At 44.3% G+C, this 15,499-nt stretch carries 18 protein-coding genes; 7 read left to right on the forward strand and 11 right to left on the reverse strand.

Annotated features, from left to right (window positions below; translation table 11 throughout):
• Nucleotides 1-69 precede the first annotated feature (69 nt).
• Together RHM67_RS18615 and RHM67_RS18620 are read left to right on the forward strand one after the other, a co-directional pair.
• A complete protein-coding gene (locus RHM67_RS18615; protein ID WP_322228706.1) occupies nt 70-1,593 on the forward strand; it encodes a GH3 auxin-responsive promoter family protein in 1,524 nt (507 codons plus the stop codon).
• Between the two features lie 108 nt (nt 1,594-1,701).
• Entirely contained in the window at nt 1,702-1,854 is a 153-nt protein-coding gene (locus RHM67_RS18620; protein ID WP_322228709.1) for a hypothetical protein, read from the forward strand.
• Here the strand turns inward: RHM67_RS18620 and folP are convergent.
• Nucleotides 1,846-2,706, reverse strand: a complete 861-nt coding sequence (gene folP / locus RHM67_RS18625) for a dihydropteroate synthase (RefSeq protein WP_322228711.1) — start codon at nt 2,704-2,706, stop codon at nt 1,846-1,848. The genes RHM67_RS18620 and folP overlap by 9 nt on opposite strands.
• A 121-nt stretch (nt 2,707-2,827) precedes the next feature.
• Between folP and RHM67_RS18630 the strand changes: the two genes are divergently transcribed.
• From RHM67_RS18630 to RHM67_RS18640, 3 genes are read left to right on the forward strand one after another with little or no spacing between them, the layout of a single operon-like run.
• Complete coding sequence (locus RHM67_RS18630) at nt 2,828-3,364, forward strand: DUF1599 domain-containing protein (RefSeq protein WP_322228712.1); 537 nt, start codon at nt 2,828-2,830, stop codon at nt 3,362-3,364.
• Nucleotides 3,364-4,512, forward strand: a complete 1,149-nt coding sequence (locus RHM67_RS18635) for a BT_3928 family protein (protein WP_322228714.1) — start codon at nt 3,364-3,366, stop codon at nt 4,510-4,512. The genes RHM67_RS18630 and RHM67_RS18635 overlap by 1 nt, the downstream gene beginning before the upstream one ends.
• A gap of 2 nt (nt 4,513-4,514) precedes the next feature.
• On the forward strand, nt 4,515-5,027 hold the full coding sequence (locus tag RHM67_RS18640) for a shikimate kinase (protein WP_322228715.1): 513 nt from the start codon (nt 4,515-4,517) through the stop codon (nt 5,025-5,027).
• 284 nt (nt 5,028-5,311) lie between these two features.
• Here the strand turns inward: RHM67_RS18640 and RHM67_RS18645 are convergent, their stop codons facing one another.
• The 7 genes from RHM67_RS18645 to RHM67_RS18675 form a co-directional block, all read right to left on the reverse strand.
• Entirely contained in the window at nt 5,312-5,548 is a 237-nt protein-coding gene (locus RHM67_RS18645; protein ID WP_322228716.1) for a hypothetical protein, read from the reverse strand.
• Nucleotides 5,549-5,565: 17 nt separating this feature from the next.
• The gene (locus RHM67_RS18650) at nt 5,566-6,075 is read right to left on the reverse strand and encodes a phosphoribosyltransferase family protein (protein WP_322228717.1); all 510 of its coding nucleotides are present in this window, start codon (nt 6,073-6,075) and stop codon (nt 5,566-5,568) included.
• Nucleotides 6,076-6,177: 102 nt separating this feature from the next.
• Nucleotides 6,178-6,579: a hypothetical protein gene (locus tag RHM67_RS18655; protein WP_322228718.1), complete on the reverse strand. Its 402-nt coding sequence runs from the start codon at nt 6,577-6,579 to the stop codon at nt 6,178-6,180.
• 17 nt (nt 6,580-6,596) lie between these two features.
• Complete coding sequence (locus tag RHM67_RS18660) at nt 6,597-7,454, reverse strand: hypothetical protein (RefSeq protein ID WP_322228720.1); 858 nt, start codon at nt 7,452-7,454, stop codon at nt 6,597-6,599.
• An 82-nt stretch (nt 7,455-7,536) separates the two neighbouring features.
• The gene (locus RHM67_RS18665; RefSeq protein ID WP_322228722.1) at nt 7,537-7,752 is read right to left on the reverse strand and encodes a DUF2442 domain-containing protein; all 216 of its coding nucleotides are present in this window, start codon (nt 7,750-7,752) and stop codon (nt 7,537-7,539) included.
• Nucleotides 7,753-7,845: 93 nt separating this feature from the next.
• Nucleotides 7,846-8,571: a YebC/PmpR family DNA-binding transcriptional regulator gene (locus RHM67_RS18670; RefSeq protein WP_322228724.1), complete on the reverse strand. Its 726-nt coding sequence runs from the start codon at nt 8,569-8,571 to the stop codon at nt 7,846-7,848.
• 66 nt (nt 8,572-8,637) lie between these two features.
• Nucleotides 8,638-9,588, reverse strand: a complete 951-nt coding sequence (locus RHM67_RS18675) for an NAD-dependent epimerase/dehydratase family protein (RefSeq protein ID WP_322228727.1) — start codon at nt 9,586-9,588, stop codon at nt 8,638-8,640.
• A 255-nt stretch (nt 9,589-9,843) separates the two neighbouring features.
• Here RHM67_RS18675 and RHM67_RS18680 point away from each other — a divergent pair, with 255 nt between their 5' ends.
• Nucleotides 9,844-10,851 (forward strand): aspartate-semialdehyde dehydrogenase, encoded by a 1,008-nt coding sequence (locus RHM67_RS18680; protein WP_322228728.1) that lies wholly within the window; start codon nt 9,844-9,846, stop codon nt 10,849-10,851.
• 225 nt (nt 10,852-11,076) lie between these two features.
• Nucleotides 11,077-12,549, forward strand: a complete 1,473-nt coding sequence (gene crtD / locus RHM67_RS18685; RefSeq protein WP_322228730.1) for a 1-hydroxycarotenoid 3,4-desaturase CrtD — start codon at nt 11,077-11,079, stop codon at nt 12,547-12,549.
• A 183-nt stretch (nt 12,550-12,732) separates the two neighbouring features.
• Here crtD and hemH read toward each other — a convergent pair whose 3' ends face one another.
• From hemH to RHM67_RS18700, 3 genes are all read right to left on the reverse strand, one after another.
• Entirely contained in the window at nt 12,733-13,746 is a 1,014-nt protein-coding gene (gene hemH, locus RHM67_RS18690) for a ferrochelatase (protein ID WP_322228731.1), read from the reverse strand.
• Nucleotides 13,747-13,837: 91 nt separating this feature from the next.
• A complete protein-coding gene (locus RHM67_RS18695) occupies nt 13,838-14,512 on the reverse strand; it encodes a fatty acid desaturase (protein ID WP_322228734.1) in 675 nt (224 codons plus the stop codon).
• Between the two features lie 56 nt (nt 14,513-14,568).
• The gene (locus RHM67_RS18700; protein ID WP_322228737.1) at nt 14,569-15,420 is read right to left on the reverse strand and encodes a 4-hydroxy-3-methylbut-2-enyl diphosphate reductase; all 852 of its coding nucleotides are present in this window, start codon (nt 15,418-15,420) and stop codon (nt 14,569-14,571) included.
• Nucleotides 15,421-15,499: the final 79 nt, after the last annotated feature.

Raw genomic sequence — 15,499 nt, forward strand, 5'->3', positions numbered from 1 at the left:
TGATGATTCATAGATCATAGTAGGACTATTGCTATGAACTATCAACCATGATCTATTAGCCAAAAACTTATGACCATTTTTAACTCTGTATTTACCTGGTTCATGAAAAAGCGTATCCACCAGATAGAGCTTTTTATGAAATACCCTAACGAGGTACAGGAAGAATGGTTTGAGCAGCTTATTGCCGGTGCCGAAAATACCGAATGGGGCAAGCAGTATGGCTACAAAAGCATCGAAAACCTGGCTCAATTTAAGGAGCGCGTCCCTATCCAAAACTACGATACTTTAAAGCCATACATCGAGCGGATGCTTAAAGGTGAGCAAAATGTGCTATGGCCGTCAGAGATCCGCTGGTTCGCCAAATCATCGGGCACCACCAGCGATAGGAGTAAATTTATTCCCGTTAGCGAGGAATCGTTAGAGGAATGCCACTTTAAGGGCGGTAAGGATATGCTTACGCTTTACTTTAACAACCGCCCAAATGCTCGCATATTTACAGGTAAAAGTTTAACATTGGGCGGCAGCCATCAAATCGGTCAGCTTAATTCTGATACCTTTTTTGGTGACCTATCGGCTGTGATCATGAAGAACCTACCCCTTTGGGCCGAGTTTTACCGTACACCGCATCTGGATATAGCCTTACTCGAAAACTTTGAAGAAAAAATCGAGAAGATGGCTTATGCCACTAAAGATGTAAACGTTACAAGCATAAGCGGCGTGCCTACATGGAACATTTTATTGTTTAAACGCATCCTGGAAATTACCGGTAAAAACAACCTTCTGGAAGTTTGGCCAAATTTGGAGCTATATTTCCACGGCGCGGTAAACTTTACGCCCTACCGCGAGCAGTTCAAAAAACTGATCCCGAACGATGATATGTACTACCTGGAAACCTATAACGCATCTGAAGGGTTCTTTGGCATACAAGATCTGGAAGAACCCGGCGACTTGTTACTAATGCTTGACTATGGCATCTTTTACGAGTTTTTACCAATAGAGAACCTACACCAGGAAAATCCTAAAACATTAACCTTAGATGAGGTTGAACTTGATAAAAACTATGCGCTTATCATCACTACCAACGCCGGCCTTTGGCGCTATATGATTGGGGATACCGTGCGTTTTACCTCTTTAGTACCTTACCGCATACAGATAACCGGCCGCACCAAGCATTTTATTAATGCCTTTGGTGAGGAACTGATTATTGATAATGCCGAGCGCGCCCTTGCCGAGGCCTGCTCACAAACGGGTGCCATTATCCGCGATTACACCGCTGCCCCTATTTACTTTAATGATAAAGAGTGCGGCGCGCACGAATGGCTTATAGAATTTGAAAAACGCCCTGCCGAATTTGAACGCTTTGTAGATCTGCTCGATGAAACCCTGCGCCGCGTGAACTCCGATTACGACGCCAAACGTTTTAAAGATATGGCTTTACGCCGCCCACAGGTAAAGGTTGTCGCCCAAAACACCTTTTTTAACTGGATGAAAGAGAAAGGCAAAATTGGCGGACAGCATAAGGTACCTCGTTTGGCAAATAACCGCGAGTATGTGGACTCCATTCTGAAGATGACGGAGTTTATCAGTAATTAAACTCTGCTTATCGCACTACCAATTATTTAACATAGCTTCATTATCATTTAACATACAGCATGTTAGACTGTAGGGCAATCAGCCGTAATAGTTATATAAACTTAACAGATGAAAAAAGCTTTATTAATGATTTCGCTAATTGCCTGCCTTGCATCTTGCAAAAAAGACAACCCGGTTATACCTACCCTGAACGGTAAATGGGAACTACATTCCGTAACAGGTGGCTTTGGCCCTGGCCAAGCTATAAATACATTAGGATAAAGAAGTAACTGCTGCATATATTTTCACCGCTTCAACAGCCTCTTTAACATCGTGTACACGCAGGATGCTGGCACCTTTCATTAAGGCGATGGTATTCAGCGCGGTTGTACCATTAAGTCCATGTTCAGCAGTGATATTCAACAAACCATAGATCATTTTTTTGCGGGAGACCCCCGCGAGCACAGGCAATTGAAGGCTATCAAACTGATTCATCTTGCTCATCAGCGCATAGCTATGCTCCGCTTTTTTGGCAAAACCAAAGCCGGGATCAAGGATAATATCATACAAGCCTAATTGCTTTAGCTGGTAGATCCTTTGTACGAAGTAGTCGTATACCTCAGCAAAAACATCTTCATAATCAGCCAGTTGCTGCATGGTTTGCGGGGTGCCTTTCATATGCATTAAAATATATGGCACCTGCAGCCGGGCAACGGTTGCAAACATATTTTCATCAAGGCTGCCTCCGGATATATCATTGATAATATGCGCACCTGCTTTGATAGCCGCTTCGGCAACACTTGCGCGAAAGGTATCTATAGAAATAATAGCTTCGGGATGGTTGGATACAATGGTCTCCACTGCGGGTAACAGGCGGTCGGTTTCTTCCTGAACTGAAATATCAACAGCGCCGGGGCGCGACGAATAGGCGCCCAGATCAAGAAAATCAGCACCCTCATTTAACATTTTTTCGGCCTGAAAACGCACATCGTTCGCCCCTGTTTTACGGCTTTCGGCATAAAAAGAATCTGGGGTGATATTGATGATGCCCATCACTTTTGGGGTAGACATATCTATCAATTTACCGCCCGCATTTATGGTTGCCTTTTTCTGAAAAAATGTATCTTTAGCCACTTTGTGTTGTTGAAAAGTTAAACGGTTTGAATGTTGTAAAGTTAACGCAACTTTATTCAAATCTTTCTATCTAGCAACAGCAACATTACAACTTTGTAACATTAAAACATTACAACAAAAATTGAGCAACACAGCAGCAGAATACGAAGCGATAATAAATATTTGCAAAGGTCTTTTCATTAAAAAAACTCGCGATTACGGCACCGCGTGGCGCATCCTCAGGCCGGAATCTATCACCGACCAGATCTTTATCAAGGCCCAGCGTATCCGCACACTCGAAGAAAAAAAGGTTTCTAAAGTTGATGAGGACATCACCGGCGAATACATCGGCATTGTAAATTATTGCATTATTGCCATGATGCAGCTGGATTGCGGCCCCGAGACACCTAACGAACTGAATGCTGCCGAAGTAGAAATGATTTTCGATGGCAAGGTTGCCGAAACCCGCGACCTGATGTTTGCCAAAAACCACGATTACGGCGAAGCCTGGCGCGATATGCGTATCAGCTCGCTTACCGATCTGATACTGATGAAGATCCTTCGCGTAAAACAAATTGAAGATAACAAAGGCCAAACCCTGGCATCCGAAGGTGTAAAAGCCAACTACCAGGACATGCTAAACTACGCGGTGTTCGCGCTGATAAAACTGGGCGTATAATGAAAAACAAACTGATCTGGTTTTGCAGGATAGCCGTTGGCCTGCTGTTCATATTCTCCGGGCTTATAAAAGCCAATGACCCGCTGGGTTTCTCCTATAAACTGGAAGAGTACTTTGAGGTATTCCACACCACGTGGCTTAATGGATTTGCGCTAAGCTTATCCATACTATTATGCGCACTCGAAATGATATTGGGCTTCGCCCTGCTTGTTGGCGCACGCGCTATACAGGTAATATGGGGGTTACTGTTGCTAATTATCTTTTTCGCGTTCCTTACGTTTTACTCGGCATACTTTAAAGTGGTGCAAACCTGCGGCTGCTTTGGCGATGCCATCCCGCTTACACCGTGGCAATCGTTTACAAAGGATCTGATATTACTGCTGTTAGTGCTGGTATTGTTTGTCAATCGTAAAACGGTTAAATCATTAACCAATGCCAAAACCAGCGATAAGCTTTTAATTGGCGCTACCATCGTTTCGATAGGTTTTGGGCTGTACACTTATAACTTTTTACCCGTGATGGATTTTCTACCTTATAAAGTTGGCGCCAACATCCTGCAGGAAATGAAAACGCCGCCGGGTGGCGCGGCAGACGAGTTTGAGGTTACTTACGTGCTGAAGAACAAAAACACGCAAGACACCAAAACCATGTCGGACAAGGAATACCTTAAATCGGGCATTTGGAAGGACACCACCTGGGCGGTACAGGGCAGACCCGAAAGCAAGCTGATCAAAAAAGGCTTTGAGCCAAAGATCCGCGACTTGAATATACAAGATGCGCAGGCGAATAATTATAACCAGGAATTACTTTCCAGTCCGTTTTACAGCCTTTGGATAGTGGCTTACAATCTGGATGACACCAACCCGGAAGCAGTTAACCGCATTAATGCGCTTGCTGCAAACCTCACCCAGAACTATAACACCCGTACCATATTATTAACCTCAAACGCCCCCGAGAATGCTCAAAAATTCGCCAAAGATCATAAGCTGGTGAGCGAGCTATTTTACGCTGATGGTGTGCCGTTGAAAAGTATGGTACGCGCTAACCCGGGCATCATACTGATCAAGAACGGCACCGTGATCAATAAATGGCATTTCCATAATATGCCAAAGTACGAGGATATTGTTAAAAAATACCTGAGCAAATAATAATGGGGCTGATATTTTTAGTTGGATTTATGGGTTGCGGCAAAACATCCTGGGGCCGCAAACTCGCAGCCGGGCTGGGTTATGATTTTATCGACCTTGACCATGCGCTCGAAGCCCACGTTGGTTCCACCGTGGCGGAATATTTCGCATCGCACGGCGAAGAGTCGTTCCGCAAACTGGAGTCTGAGATCTTAAAAACAACCGATTATCCGGTAAATACCATTGTATCAACCGGCGGTGGCCTGCCCTGTTTTTTTGACAATATGGATTGGATGAACAGCCATGGGCAAACGCTTTATATCCAACTATCGCCCAAAGCACTGGCAAACCGATTAGAAAATGCTAAAACGCCCCGCCCCGTGCTGCAAGGCAAAAAAGGCGACGAACTCGTAGCATTCATCGAACACAAATTAGCAGAACGCGAAGATTTCTATTTAAAGGCTACCCACACCATTAGCGGGATAGATATGAGTGTAGAGGGGCTGGTGGAAGTTGTAGGACTTAAGGCCATTTAGAATAATCCATCCGGTTATCTATAATGGCTATAACCGATATTTTGCATTCATAAGCTCGGTAGAAAATCGACAATTGCTTACTCAAAACAGCACGATGTATCTTATTATTTCTGGCACTTATCGGATACAGTTCGGGAAATATTGAAACAACCTTCTCGAAACTTTGCAACATACTATAAAACCTATCCACTTCTCTTTGTGTGAAATGTTTCAGTAAATATTCTTTTATCCCTATTAAACCCGAAACAGCCCTATTGGTGTATAAGACAGGCAGAATTTGAGGATCAGGCATCTTTCAATTTCTTCCACATTTCTTCTGAAGAAATCACCCGGCCGTTATCTGCATCTGCAATGCCATCATTAATATGTCGAATTTGATCTGGCGTAAGCGAATCCCACCAATCTGTTTCGGTTTTAGAATCCTTTAAACTTTCTAAGAAAACAAGCATATTACTATCCGATAGCTGTTCTATCCAGGCTATCAGTCCTAACTTCGCTTGTTTTATCTCAGCTATCGACATATACAAATTTACGAATTTTACCTCAAATAAACAGCATCTTCCTGTCCATCAACATCAATTACCACATCAACATGTTCTTTTATAACGGTTGAAAGGGCGACGCCGGCATAATCTGTAGTTACCGGGAAATTCTTGTGGTTACGGTCGATCAATACAACCGTACGGAGTTTTTTAAGGGGAACATCCAAAAATACCCCGAAACCATAGGCAAGGGTTTTGCCGCTGTTAAGTACATCATCCACCAAAACAATCACCTTATCGCTGCATTCCTGCACATCAAAATTTGTTTTGGCATGTAGCTGGCTGCTTTGCTTGTCCAGTTCTATAGTTAATAAGCGGCTGGTAAATGGTGCTATTTTATCTAAAATGGTTTTTAAACGTTGGGCAATGTGGTTGCCACGTGGCAGAATACCCGCAATCAGGATTTCCTTCTCGTCAAAATTATCTTCCAAGATCTGGTAAGCAATACGATCTATCTTTTGCTGTATTTGCTGCTGGTTTAATATCAGGATCTTTTTATCAGGCATGTAGAGATTGTTGTAACGTTGGAATGTTTAAAAGTTGGAATGTTTGATACGGTTTAAAGTTAAAAATAACTTTACAACATTTCAACCTTATAACTTTTCAACTTAACTTTTAACGTATGGATAATACACAAAATTAGCGCCCTCGGGTACCACCACAAACAGGCACATAAAATCGTTAGGGTTTTTATAAGTGGTGAGGAAGCGTTCTTTCAGTTCGGCTTTGATGATGCCGCGCTCTGTAAATTCTTCGATGGTTGATGCGTGGATACTCCATTGGGTGTTTAGCTCTATCCTGTCCAGGATCAGTTCGCCCAGTTTTATTTCGTGCTGATGGGCTATGAAGATCGGGTGTAATGAAAGCCCTTCCGCCATGATCTCCACCGCCACTTCGCGGATAGATTCGTTAAAGAATTTAAGGTCGCGCTCTAAACTAACCAGCGGACTATCCTTTTTCGGCTCTTCTTTCCCACCTGTTCTTTCGTTCAATAATTCTTCGGCATCCATATCAGTAGTATATAATATTATTCTTCGGGTGGTGTTTGTGGTTTGGTTGTTTTGGCATTAAACCTTGGCTTAAAGCCAACTTTAGATGCGGCCGGTGCTTCTTCAGCGGCAGGTTTTTCTTTTTCTGCAGGTTCTTCCGCTTTTACATCTTCCGTTTCAGTTGGTTTGGCTGCCATCGTTTTCATATTAAAGCGAGGTTTAAAGCCCGGTTTTGGTGCTGTAGTTTCTGCGGATGGTGTTGGCTCTGCTTCTTCTTTTGCAGGATCTACTTCCAATTTTGCTTCTTCTGCTTCAGCAGGTTTCGGCGCGGCTATCGTTTTCATATTGAAACGAGGTTTAAAGCCCGGCTTTGGCGCTGTAGTTTCTGCGGATATTGTTGGTTCGGCTTCTTCTTTAGCAGGTTCCGCAACCGATTTTACCTCATCCGTTTCAACAGATTTCGGCGCTACCATTTTCGGGTTAAAACGTGGCTTAAATGCAGGTTTTGGCGCTGTGCCTTCAGTCGATGGTGTTTCAGCTTCCGGTTGTGTTTCGGTTGCAGGAATATCTTTTTGTTCTTCTGCCGGTTTGCTCACCATTCCCGGTTTAAACCTTGGCTTAAAGCCTGTAGTTGGCGCGGGGATACTATCCGTAAGCGTTTCAACAATGGTTTGCTCGGCCAGTTGGTTTTCCTGATGCATTTTCTCGGGCTTAAGCTCGGGTGCCAGGTGGTATTGCAGCCTCAGTTTATTGAACCAGTATTTTTTGGTATGGTCGAAGCTTTTTTCGCCCATTTGTGTAAAGTGTTTTTCAAATTCGGCAAACAGGCCCGGCTCTGCTGCCTTTAAGGCAATCAGGTCTATCCGCTTCTTGTTAAAGAACTCTTCGAAAGTCATTTAGATAATTTGAAAATCTGTTGATTTGAAAATTTGAAAATTGATATTCATTTTCAAATTGCCGCATCTTCAAATTGATTAATTACAAAGCAACATCCACATCCAGCGCGTTAAAGTGGATGCCGGTTGCGGTTTGTTTCCAGTCTGCGCGTTCCTCTTCGGTAGCGTTCATCAGTTTAGGGAACCACTCCAGCGGGAAAGCCTGTTGCTTACCATCTGCACGTTCCACAAAAAGCAAACCGTTTGCAAAGGTTACCTTAACTTCTTTTTTATGCTTGCTTGATGAGAATAGTGGCATATTTGGCCCCCTCTAAATCTCCCCCGGTAGGGGAGACTTTGTTTTAAAAGTTTTGAAAGCCCTCCCTACCGGAGAGGGTTTGGGTGGGGCGGGTTACTCCGCCATATTATGGTAAACGGCCTGCACGTCGTCATCTTCTTCTAAACGGTCGATGACCTTGAATACGTCCACAGATTGCTCTTCGGTTACCGATATATTTGATTGTGCAACGCGCTCTAACTTGGCCGATCTGGTTTCGATACCAATCTCTTCCAGTGCTTTTTGCATTTTGCCAAAGTTTTCAAATGCTGTGTGTAACACAGCAATATCGTTTCCTTCTTCGTCGGCCTCTACAAAAAGGTCTTCCAACCCGGCGTCTATCAGTTCAAACTCCAGCTCTTCCAGGTCGCGGTCGCCGGGGTCAAACGTAAATACCGATTTACGACTGAAAATAAAATCAAGCGAACCTGTTTTACCTAATGTGCCACCATATTTAGTGAAATAGCTACGCACATTGGCAACGGTACGGTTAAGATTATCGGTAGCGGTTTCTACCAAGATTGCAACGCCGTGTTGCGCATAACCTTCGTATACAATTTCTTCGTAATCTTTCTCATCACGGCTTGTCGCACGTTTAATAGCGGCCTCTACCCTGTCTTTAGGCATGTTAACCGCCTTAGAGTTTTGGATAGCCGTGCGCAGGCGCGAGTTGGTATTAGGGTCGCCGCCATTGGCTTTAACAGCCATCACAATCTCTTTACCCAAACGGGTAAACTGCACGGCCATTTTGGCCCAACGCTTAAATTTTCTTTCTTTACGGAATTCGAATGCTCTTCCCATATTTATTAGTTTGTCCATGGTCCATGGACTATAGACCATGGACACAGCGAATATAATATTGTTTTCTTAAATAATCTTTTTCAGGTTGGTTAGCATATCCTCCGTGATCTTAGCCAGGTCGTAATCTAACTGCCAGCCCCAATCCTGCTGTGCCTGCGTATCATCTATCGATTTTGGCCAGCTATCGGCAATGGCCTGCCGCGGGTCTTTATCGGCATAGCTCATTTCAAATTCGGGGATGTGCTTTTTAATTTCTTCGGCCAGTTGCTCGGGTGTAAAGCTGATGCCCGCCAAATTGTAGCTCGAGCGGATGCTCAGGTTCTCGGCAGGCGCATCCATCAAATTAATGGTAGCACGGATGGCATCGTCCATATACATCATCGGCAACCCCGTTTGTGATGATAAAAAGCCCTGGTACTTGCCTGTCTTTAATGCCTCGTGGAAAATGTGCACTGCGTAATCAGTTGTGCCGCCTCCCGGGTTTGCACGCCAGCCAATAAGGCCGGGGTAACGGATGCTGCGTACATCTACACCATATTTGGTAAAGTAATACTCGCACCAGCGCTCGCCGGCCAGTTTACTAAAGCCATAAACCGTGTTAGGGTCCATTACACAATATTGCGGCGTGTTGTGCTGGGGCGAGTGCGGGCCAAAAACAGCTATAGAGCTTGGCCAGAATATTTTTGAAGTTTTAAACTCAACGGCAAAATCGAGTACGTAAAGCAGGCCGGTCATGTTAAGGTCCCAGGCCATTTTTGGTTTTTGTTCGCCTACGGCAGATAGTATGGCGGCCAGTAAATACACTTGCGTTGGCTGGTGTTTTTCAAACAAGTGGTGCAGGTTATCTTTATCGAGCACGTTGGCAAACTCGAACGGGCCAGTATTGCGCAGGGCGTAGTTTGGGCTATTTATATCAGAGGCGATGATGTTTTCGGCACCGTGTATACTCCTTAATGCAGTTACCAGTTCGGTACCTATTTGGCCATTGGCGCCAATCACTAAAATCTTTTCGCTCATGCAGTCACAGGTTTGGGTACAAAGGTAAATTTTTTTGGCTGAACCCGAATTTTGTCTGAACCCGAATTGATGGAATTTAACGTATTTTACTGTATTATTTCAGTTAGAAGCAGGCCGCTGCAGCTATTCCTTCCAAAAATTCACCTAATTCTTAAAATTCAGGTTCAGACATTTTGCATACTAAAATGGTAGACTTTCGGCAAAAAAATTGCATATTTGAAGTTTAGTTAACATACACATATAATTTAAAACAGAATGAAAGTCGCAGTTATTGGTGCCACAGGATTAGTAGGCACTAAAATGTTGCAGGTGCTTGCCGAACGCAACTTCCCCGTTACAGAATTAATTCCCGTAGCATCCGCAAAAAGTATTGGTAAAGAGATCACTTTTAAGGGTATGCAATTTAAGGTGGTTTCTGTTGAGGATGCGATAAAGCAAAAGCCGGACGTTGCGCTTTTTAGTGCCGGTGGCAATATTTCTTTAGAGCAGGCACCCCTATTTGCGGCAGCAGGCATAACCGTTATTGATAATTCATCAGCCTGGCGTATGGATCCAACCAAAAAATTGGTTGTGCCCGAAGTGAACGCGGATGTTTTAACCGCTGATGATAAGATCATCGCAAACCCAAATTGCTCAACCATACAAATGGTAGTGGCCTTAAAACCACTGCACGATAAATATAAAATTAAACGCGTGGTAGTATCAACCTATCAATCGGTAACCGGTACCGGCGTAAAAGCGGTTGACCAGCTTTTTAACGAGCGTAAAGGCATCGACGGGCCGAAGGTTTATCCTTACACCATCGACCTTAACGTGATCCCTCAAATTGATGTGTTTACCGAGAACGGCTACACCAAAGAGGAGATGAAAATGATCTTGGAGACCAAAAAGATCATGGGCGACGACAGCATTAAGGTTACCGCAACTACGGTGCGTATCCCGGTTATGGGCGGCCACTCGGAGTCGGTTAATATCGAGTTTTTGCACGATTTTGACCTGAGCGAAGTACGCACCTTACTGGCAAATTCGCCGGGCATTGTGGTAGTGGACGATACTGCTAACCTGAAATATCCAATGCCGCTTGACGCGCACGATAAAGACGATGTATTTATCGGCCGCCTTCGCCGCGACGAAAGTCAGCACAATACGCTTAACTGCTGGATAGTATCAGACAACCTGCGCAAAGGTGCCGCTACAAACGCCGTGCAAATTGCCGAGTATTTAGCCGAAAAGCACTTAATTGGGCAGGCCGTAGCTGTTTAGAGATTAGAGATTGGCTTCTTCACCGTAACAAATACAATTTTAATAGGGATGATCTGATGATTATCCCTATTTTTATTTACGACTGATGTATAAGCATGTGTCAATTGCGAGCGATAGCGTGGCAATCTCAGCATATCCGCTTGTCCTCTGAGATTGCCACGTCGCTACGCTTCTCGAAATGAACTGTTTTTGTACCATTAGGGCGCTTTATCTTATCTTTACCCCATGCCTCAACAAAAAGCTGTAATTATTGGTGCCGGAATCGCGGGGATAGCCTCGGCTATCCGTTTAGCGGTTAAGGGTTACGCGGTTGAGTTTTACGAGGCTAATAGTTATCCCGGTGGTAAGCTCTCCGAGATTGAGCAAGACGGTTACCGTTTTGATGCGGGGCCGAGCCTATTTACCATGCCGCAATATGTGGATGAACTTTTTAAATTGGCCGGTAAAAACCCCGCCGACTATTTCACTTACCAAAAGCTGGAGGTAGTTTGCAAATATTTCTACGAGGACGGCACCCAACTAAGCGCTTACGCCGATACCCAACAATTTGCCGAAGAGATAGAAAACAAAACCGGTGAGCCTGCTGCATCCGTCATAAAACATTTGGCTAATAGTAGCGACATCTACAGCATTACTAATCATGTATTTTTGGAGCGGTCGCTGCATAGGTTAAAGACTTTTTTGCGTTGGGATACAATCAGGTCAATATTAAGATTCCCGAAAATAGATCCATTCAGGACTTTGCACAAGGCGAATTCATCGGGTTTTAAAGACGCCCGGGTTGTACAATTTTTTGACCGTTATGCTACCTATAATGGCTCTGATCCGTACCAGGCACCGGCCACGCTGAATGTTATCCCGCATCTCGAACACCATTTCGGCGCCTACTTCCCGGATGGTGGCATGTACAGCATTACCCAAAGCCTGGTGAAACTGGCCGAAGAGTTGGGTGTAAAATTCAACTATCATTATAAGGTGGATGAGATCGTTGTCATAAATGGCGTAGCAAAAGGCATCCGTGCCAAAGGCGAAAATATTCTGGCTGACTTGGTGGTCTCCAACATGGACGTTTGGTTTACCTACAAGCGCTTACTTGGCAAATATCCCAAATTACATCCGCAGAAAATATTAAGCCAGGAACGCAGCAGTTCGGCATTGATATTTTACTGGGGGATAAAAAAGCAGTTCCCGGAATTGAACCTGCACAACATCTTCTTTAGTGCCGATTATAAAGCCGAGTTCGACCATATCTGGAAACAGCAGAATATTTACAACGACCCTACCGTATACCTCAACATCAGTTCGAAATACAAAACTGATGATGCCCCTGCAGGTTGCGAAAATTGGTTTGTAATGATCAACGTACCCGCCAATAACGGGCAGGATTGGGATAAACTGATCACGGATGCGAAGCAAAATATCATCAGCAAACTTTCTAAAATATTGGACGAGGATATCAGCCAGCTTATCGTATCAGAAAGCATTCTTGATCCCCGAAGCATCGAAAGTAAAACATCATCTTATAAGGGCTCCATATACGGCACAAGCTCCAATAACCAGTTCGCGGCCTTTTTAAGGCATGCCAATCAATCATCAAAAGTGGCCGGGCTATATTTTTGCGGAGGCAGTGTGCACCCGGGTGGTGGGATACCGTTGTGTTTGTTATCGGCGAAGATTGTGAGTGAGATGATGATATAACGTTCATAAAAACCGTGTCATTTCGAGCGAGCAGTGGGATGGATAGCGAGGTGGGGCGACGAGAAATCCTGTTCGTTAGGTAAGTCTGCTACATATCTTATCTAACAAGATTTCTCCTCGTACCTCGTTCGAAATGATGGCCTTTTTTTGTCTTGATTCCTGAATCTAAAAATCCTGGCTCCCTTAACTAATCATTCCCGCCAACGCTTCTATCCACTTTGGAGAATCATTCAGGCTCTCTACCAATTGCACATGCTCGCCTCCGAGGGCTTTAAATTCGTCGCCATACTCGTGGGTTACTTCAAAAACGGTTTCCAGGCAGTCGGCTACAAAGGCCGGGCACAGTACAAGCAGGCGTTTTTTACCTTCTTTAGCCAACCGGGCAATTATTTCGCTGGTGTAAGGCTGTACCCATGGGTCGCTGCCCAGGCGCGATTGAAAACAAACGGTGTACCTATCTTTCGGCAAATTCATTTTGCCGGCAATTAAGCGGGCTGTATCATGCGATTGCGCCGAATAGCACAATTTATTGGTATCGTTGAAGGTATTGCAACAGCCATCAACCTGCAGGCAGTAGCTGTGGGTATGATCACATTTTTTTAACTGGCGTTGCGGCAAGCCGTGGAAGCTGAAGAGAATATGGTCGTACGTTTCGGACTGATACTTTTTTGCGTTATCGGCAAAGGTTTCTATCATTAGCTCGTTATCATGGAACGAGTTCAGGAACGAAATGGTAGGGATAGTTTGCCAATCCTTAACCAGGTTCATCACTTTTTCTTGTACCGAGCCTGTACTTGCCGATGCATATTGCGGGAACAACGGGATCACCTGGATGTCGCTTATCAAGGCATCTTTCAAGCGCTGCAAGGCAGATTCGATAGAAGGGCTTTGGTATCGCATGGCGAGTTCAACCACGTAGCCATCGCCAAGGCGTTGCTGTAAAGCGGCTTGTTGTAATAAACTATAATGTAATAAAGGGGAGCCGGTTTCTTTATCCCAAATGGCCTGGTAAAGCTTTGCAGATTTTGGCGCCCTGAAAGGAACAATAATCCCTTTAACCAAAACGGTGCGCAATACTGCGTTAACGTCAATAACACGCCCATCCATCAAAAATTCGTTCAGATACTTACGTACATCCGCTGTCGACGGACTATCTGGTGTACCTAAGTTTACCAGTAAAACTCCCTTTTTTGCCATAATATGCAAAAATAAAATAAGTATTTGTGATTGTAGGGGTCAAATATCAGGCTAATGTTAATTTAGAAAGATAACTAACAACGGCTATGGATTATTTCTTCACCTGCCACAATTTCCACCAGGGTGTCCAGGGGGTATCGTGATGTTCGTAATGGTAACCAAAAAAGTAACAGCTAAAAAATGCCAGGAAATGGTTGCGCTGTAAACTGCGCGACTGGTGCTTATTATCGTGTTCGCCTTTGTGGGGTTGGTAGGTGCCAAAGTAGAATAGCTGCAAAGTGCTCAGTAAAGATGGCGCTACCCAGAATAGTAGAAGATTAGGTTGCGGGATCCAGATCTTCAATACGTTAAATAAAACCGCCATGATCACAATTTGCCAGATAGACAGGTAGTTGCGGATGAATTGCACATACCACCTAAAAAATGTACCGTTATGGTAATCGGGGTCGGCATCTGTATGTACGTGGTTGTGGTGCTGGTGATGTTTGGTGTATAGTTTAGGGTACCAAAACGAAGCATAAAGGAAGGTGCAGATAAATCCAATACCGTTATTTAAAGCTTTGTTGTGGACTACTGTACCGTGCATGGAATCGTGCGCGGTAATAAAAAGGCCGGTATAAAGATGCATTTGCACCAGGATCATAAGGTATAACAGCGGATTTTTAAAATCCACCTGTAACTGCATCAGTAAAATAGTGGATGTTATCCAGCTACCCAGCACAAGCAGGGCAATAAATAAACCGATATATGATGGTGATTTTTGCAAGATGAGCAACCCCTCCAAACCATCCCCGTAAGGATGGCTTTAAATAACGTAATTGTTTAATAGCTTTCCAGTTCGGCTTTTACCTGTTGCATTAGCCACATAGGTGTTGATGTTGCGCCCGCAATGCCTATGGTATCGCCCGGGGCAAACATATCTGTGTTCAGTTCACTAATGGATGATACAAAATAAGTGTTTGGGTTATGCTTGCGGCAAACCTCATAAAGCACTTTGCCATTTGATGATTTTTTGCCTGATACAAATACAACTTTATCAAACTTTACCGCAAAAGCAGGCAGGTCCTTATCGCGGTTGCTAACCTGGCGGCAAATGGTATCGTTGGCCTTCACCTCGTACCCGCGCGAAAGTAGTTGCTCTTTAACACTGTAAAACTTGTCCATGCTTTTGGTGGTCTGGCTATATAGCGTAAAGCTGGCGGGCAGGTCGGCATCTTCAAGCTCGGTAATATCCTGGAAAACCAGCGCATCACCATTAGTTTGCCCTTGCAGGCCTACCACTTCAGCATGGCCGTGCTTCCCAAATATCAGGATCTTCTCGTTATTATCGTACGATGTTTTGATTCGGTTCTGCAGTTTTAAAACCACAGGGCACGATGCATCTATCAGCGTAATATTATTCTCTAAAGCTATTTTGTATGTTTCCGGCGCTTCGCCATGCGCGCGGATCAGGACCTTTTCATCGCGGAGATTTGCCAGTTCGGCATGCTCAATAATGCGCAGGCCTATAGCTTTCAGGCGAAGCACTTCCGCGTCGTTATGCACAATATCGCCCAGGCAGTACAGGTAACCATCTTCGGCCAAAATCTCTTCGGCCATATCAATAGCGTAAACCACCCCAAAGCAAAAGCCGGAGTCCTGATCGATAGTAACTTGTAGCTGATAATTACCCATTGTGGTACAAAAATAACTATTTAAAAAGTTAAAGGCGTAAGGTTAACGGTAAAAGGTTAGTCATTGTTTTAAACCGGGA

This window comes from Mucilaginibacter sp. 5C4 (assembly GCF_034345625.1).
Lineage (GTDB): Bacteria > Bacteroidota > Bacteroidia > Sphingobacteriales > Sphingobacteriaceae > Mucilaginibacter > Mucilaginibacter aurantiaciroseus.

Bases quoted from the DNA above. Each gene is read 5' to 3' on its own strand.
- RHM67_RS18635 (WP_322228714.1), top strand. From the start codon at position 3,364: ATGAAAAACAAACTGATCTGGTTTTGCAGGATAGCCGTTGGCCTGCTG.
- hemH (WP_322228731.1), bottom strand. From the start codon at position 13,746: ATGGCAAAAAAGGGAGTTTTACTGGTAAACTTAGGTACACCAGATAGT.
- RHM67_RS18670 (WP_322228724.1), bottom strand. From the start codon at position 8,571: ATGGGAAGAGCATTCGAATTCCGTAAAGAAAGAAAATTTAAGCGTTGG.
- RHM67_RS18655 (WP_322228718.1), bottom strand. From the start codon at position 6,579: ATGGATGCCGAAGAATTATTGAACGAAAGAACAGGTGGGAAAGAAGAG.
- crtD (WP_322228730.1), top strand. From the start codon at position 11,077: ATGCCTCAACAAAAAGCTGTAATTATTGGTGCCGGAATCGCGGGGATA.
- RHM67_RS18660 (WP_322228720.1), bottom strand. From the start codon at position 7,454: ATGACTTTCGAAGAGTTCTTTAACAAGAAGCGGATAGACCTGATTGCC.
- RHM67_RS18680 (WP_322228728.1), top strand. From the start codon at position 9,844: ATGAAAGTCGCAGTTATTGGTGCCACAGGATTAGTAGGCACTAAAATG.
- RHM67_RS18615 (WP_322228706.1), top strand. From the start codon at position 70: ATGACCATTTTTAACTCTGTATTTACCTGGTTCATGAAAAAGCGTATC.
- RHM67_RS18700 (WP_322228737.1), bottom strand. From the start codon at position 15,420: ATGGGTAATTATCAGCTACAAGTTACTATCGATCAGGACTCCGGCTTT.
- RHM67_RS18645 (WP_322228716.1), bottom strand. From the start codon at position 5,548: ATGTCGATAGCTGAGATAAAACAAGCGAAGTTAGGACTGATAGCCTGG.
- RHM67_RS18650 (WP_322228717.1), bottom strand. From the start codon at position 6,075: ATGCCTGATAAAAAGATCCTGATATTAAACCAGCAGCAAATACAGCAA.
- RHM67_RS18665 (WP_322228722.1), bottom strand. From the start codon at position 7,752: ATGCCACTATTCTCATCAAGCAAGCATAAAAAAGAAGTTAAGGTAACC.
- RHM67_RS18640 (WP_322228715.1), top strand. From the start codon at position 4,515: ATGGGGCTGATATTTTTAGTTGGATTTATGGGTTGCGGCAAAACATCC.
- RHM67_RS18620 (WP_322228709.1), top strand. From the start codon at position 1,702: ATGAAAAAAGCTTTATTAATGATTTCGCTAATTGCCTGCCTTGCATCT.
- RHM67_RS18675 (WP_322228727.1), bottom strand. From the start codon at position 9,588: ATGAGCGAAAAGATTTTAGTGATTGGCGCCAATGGCCAAATAGGTACC.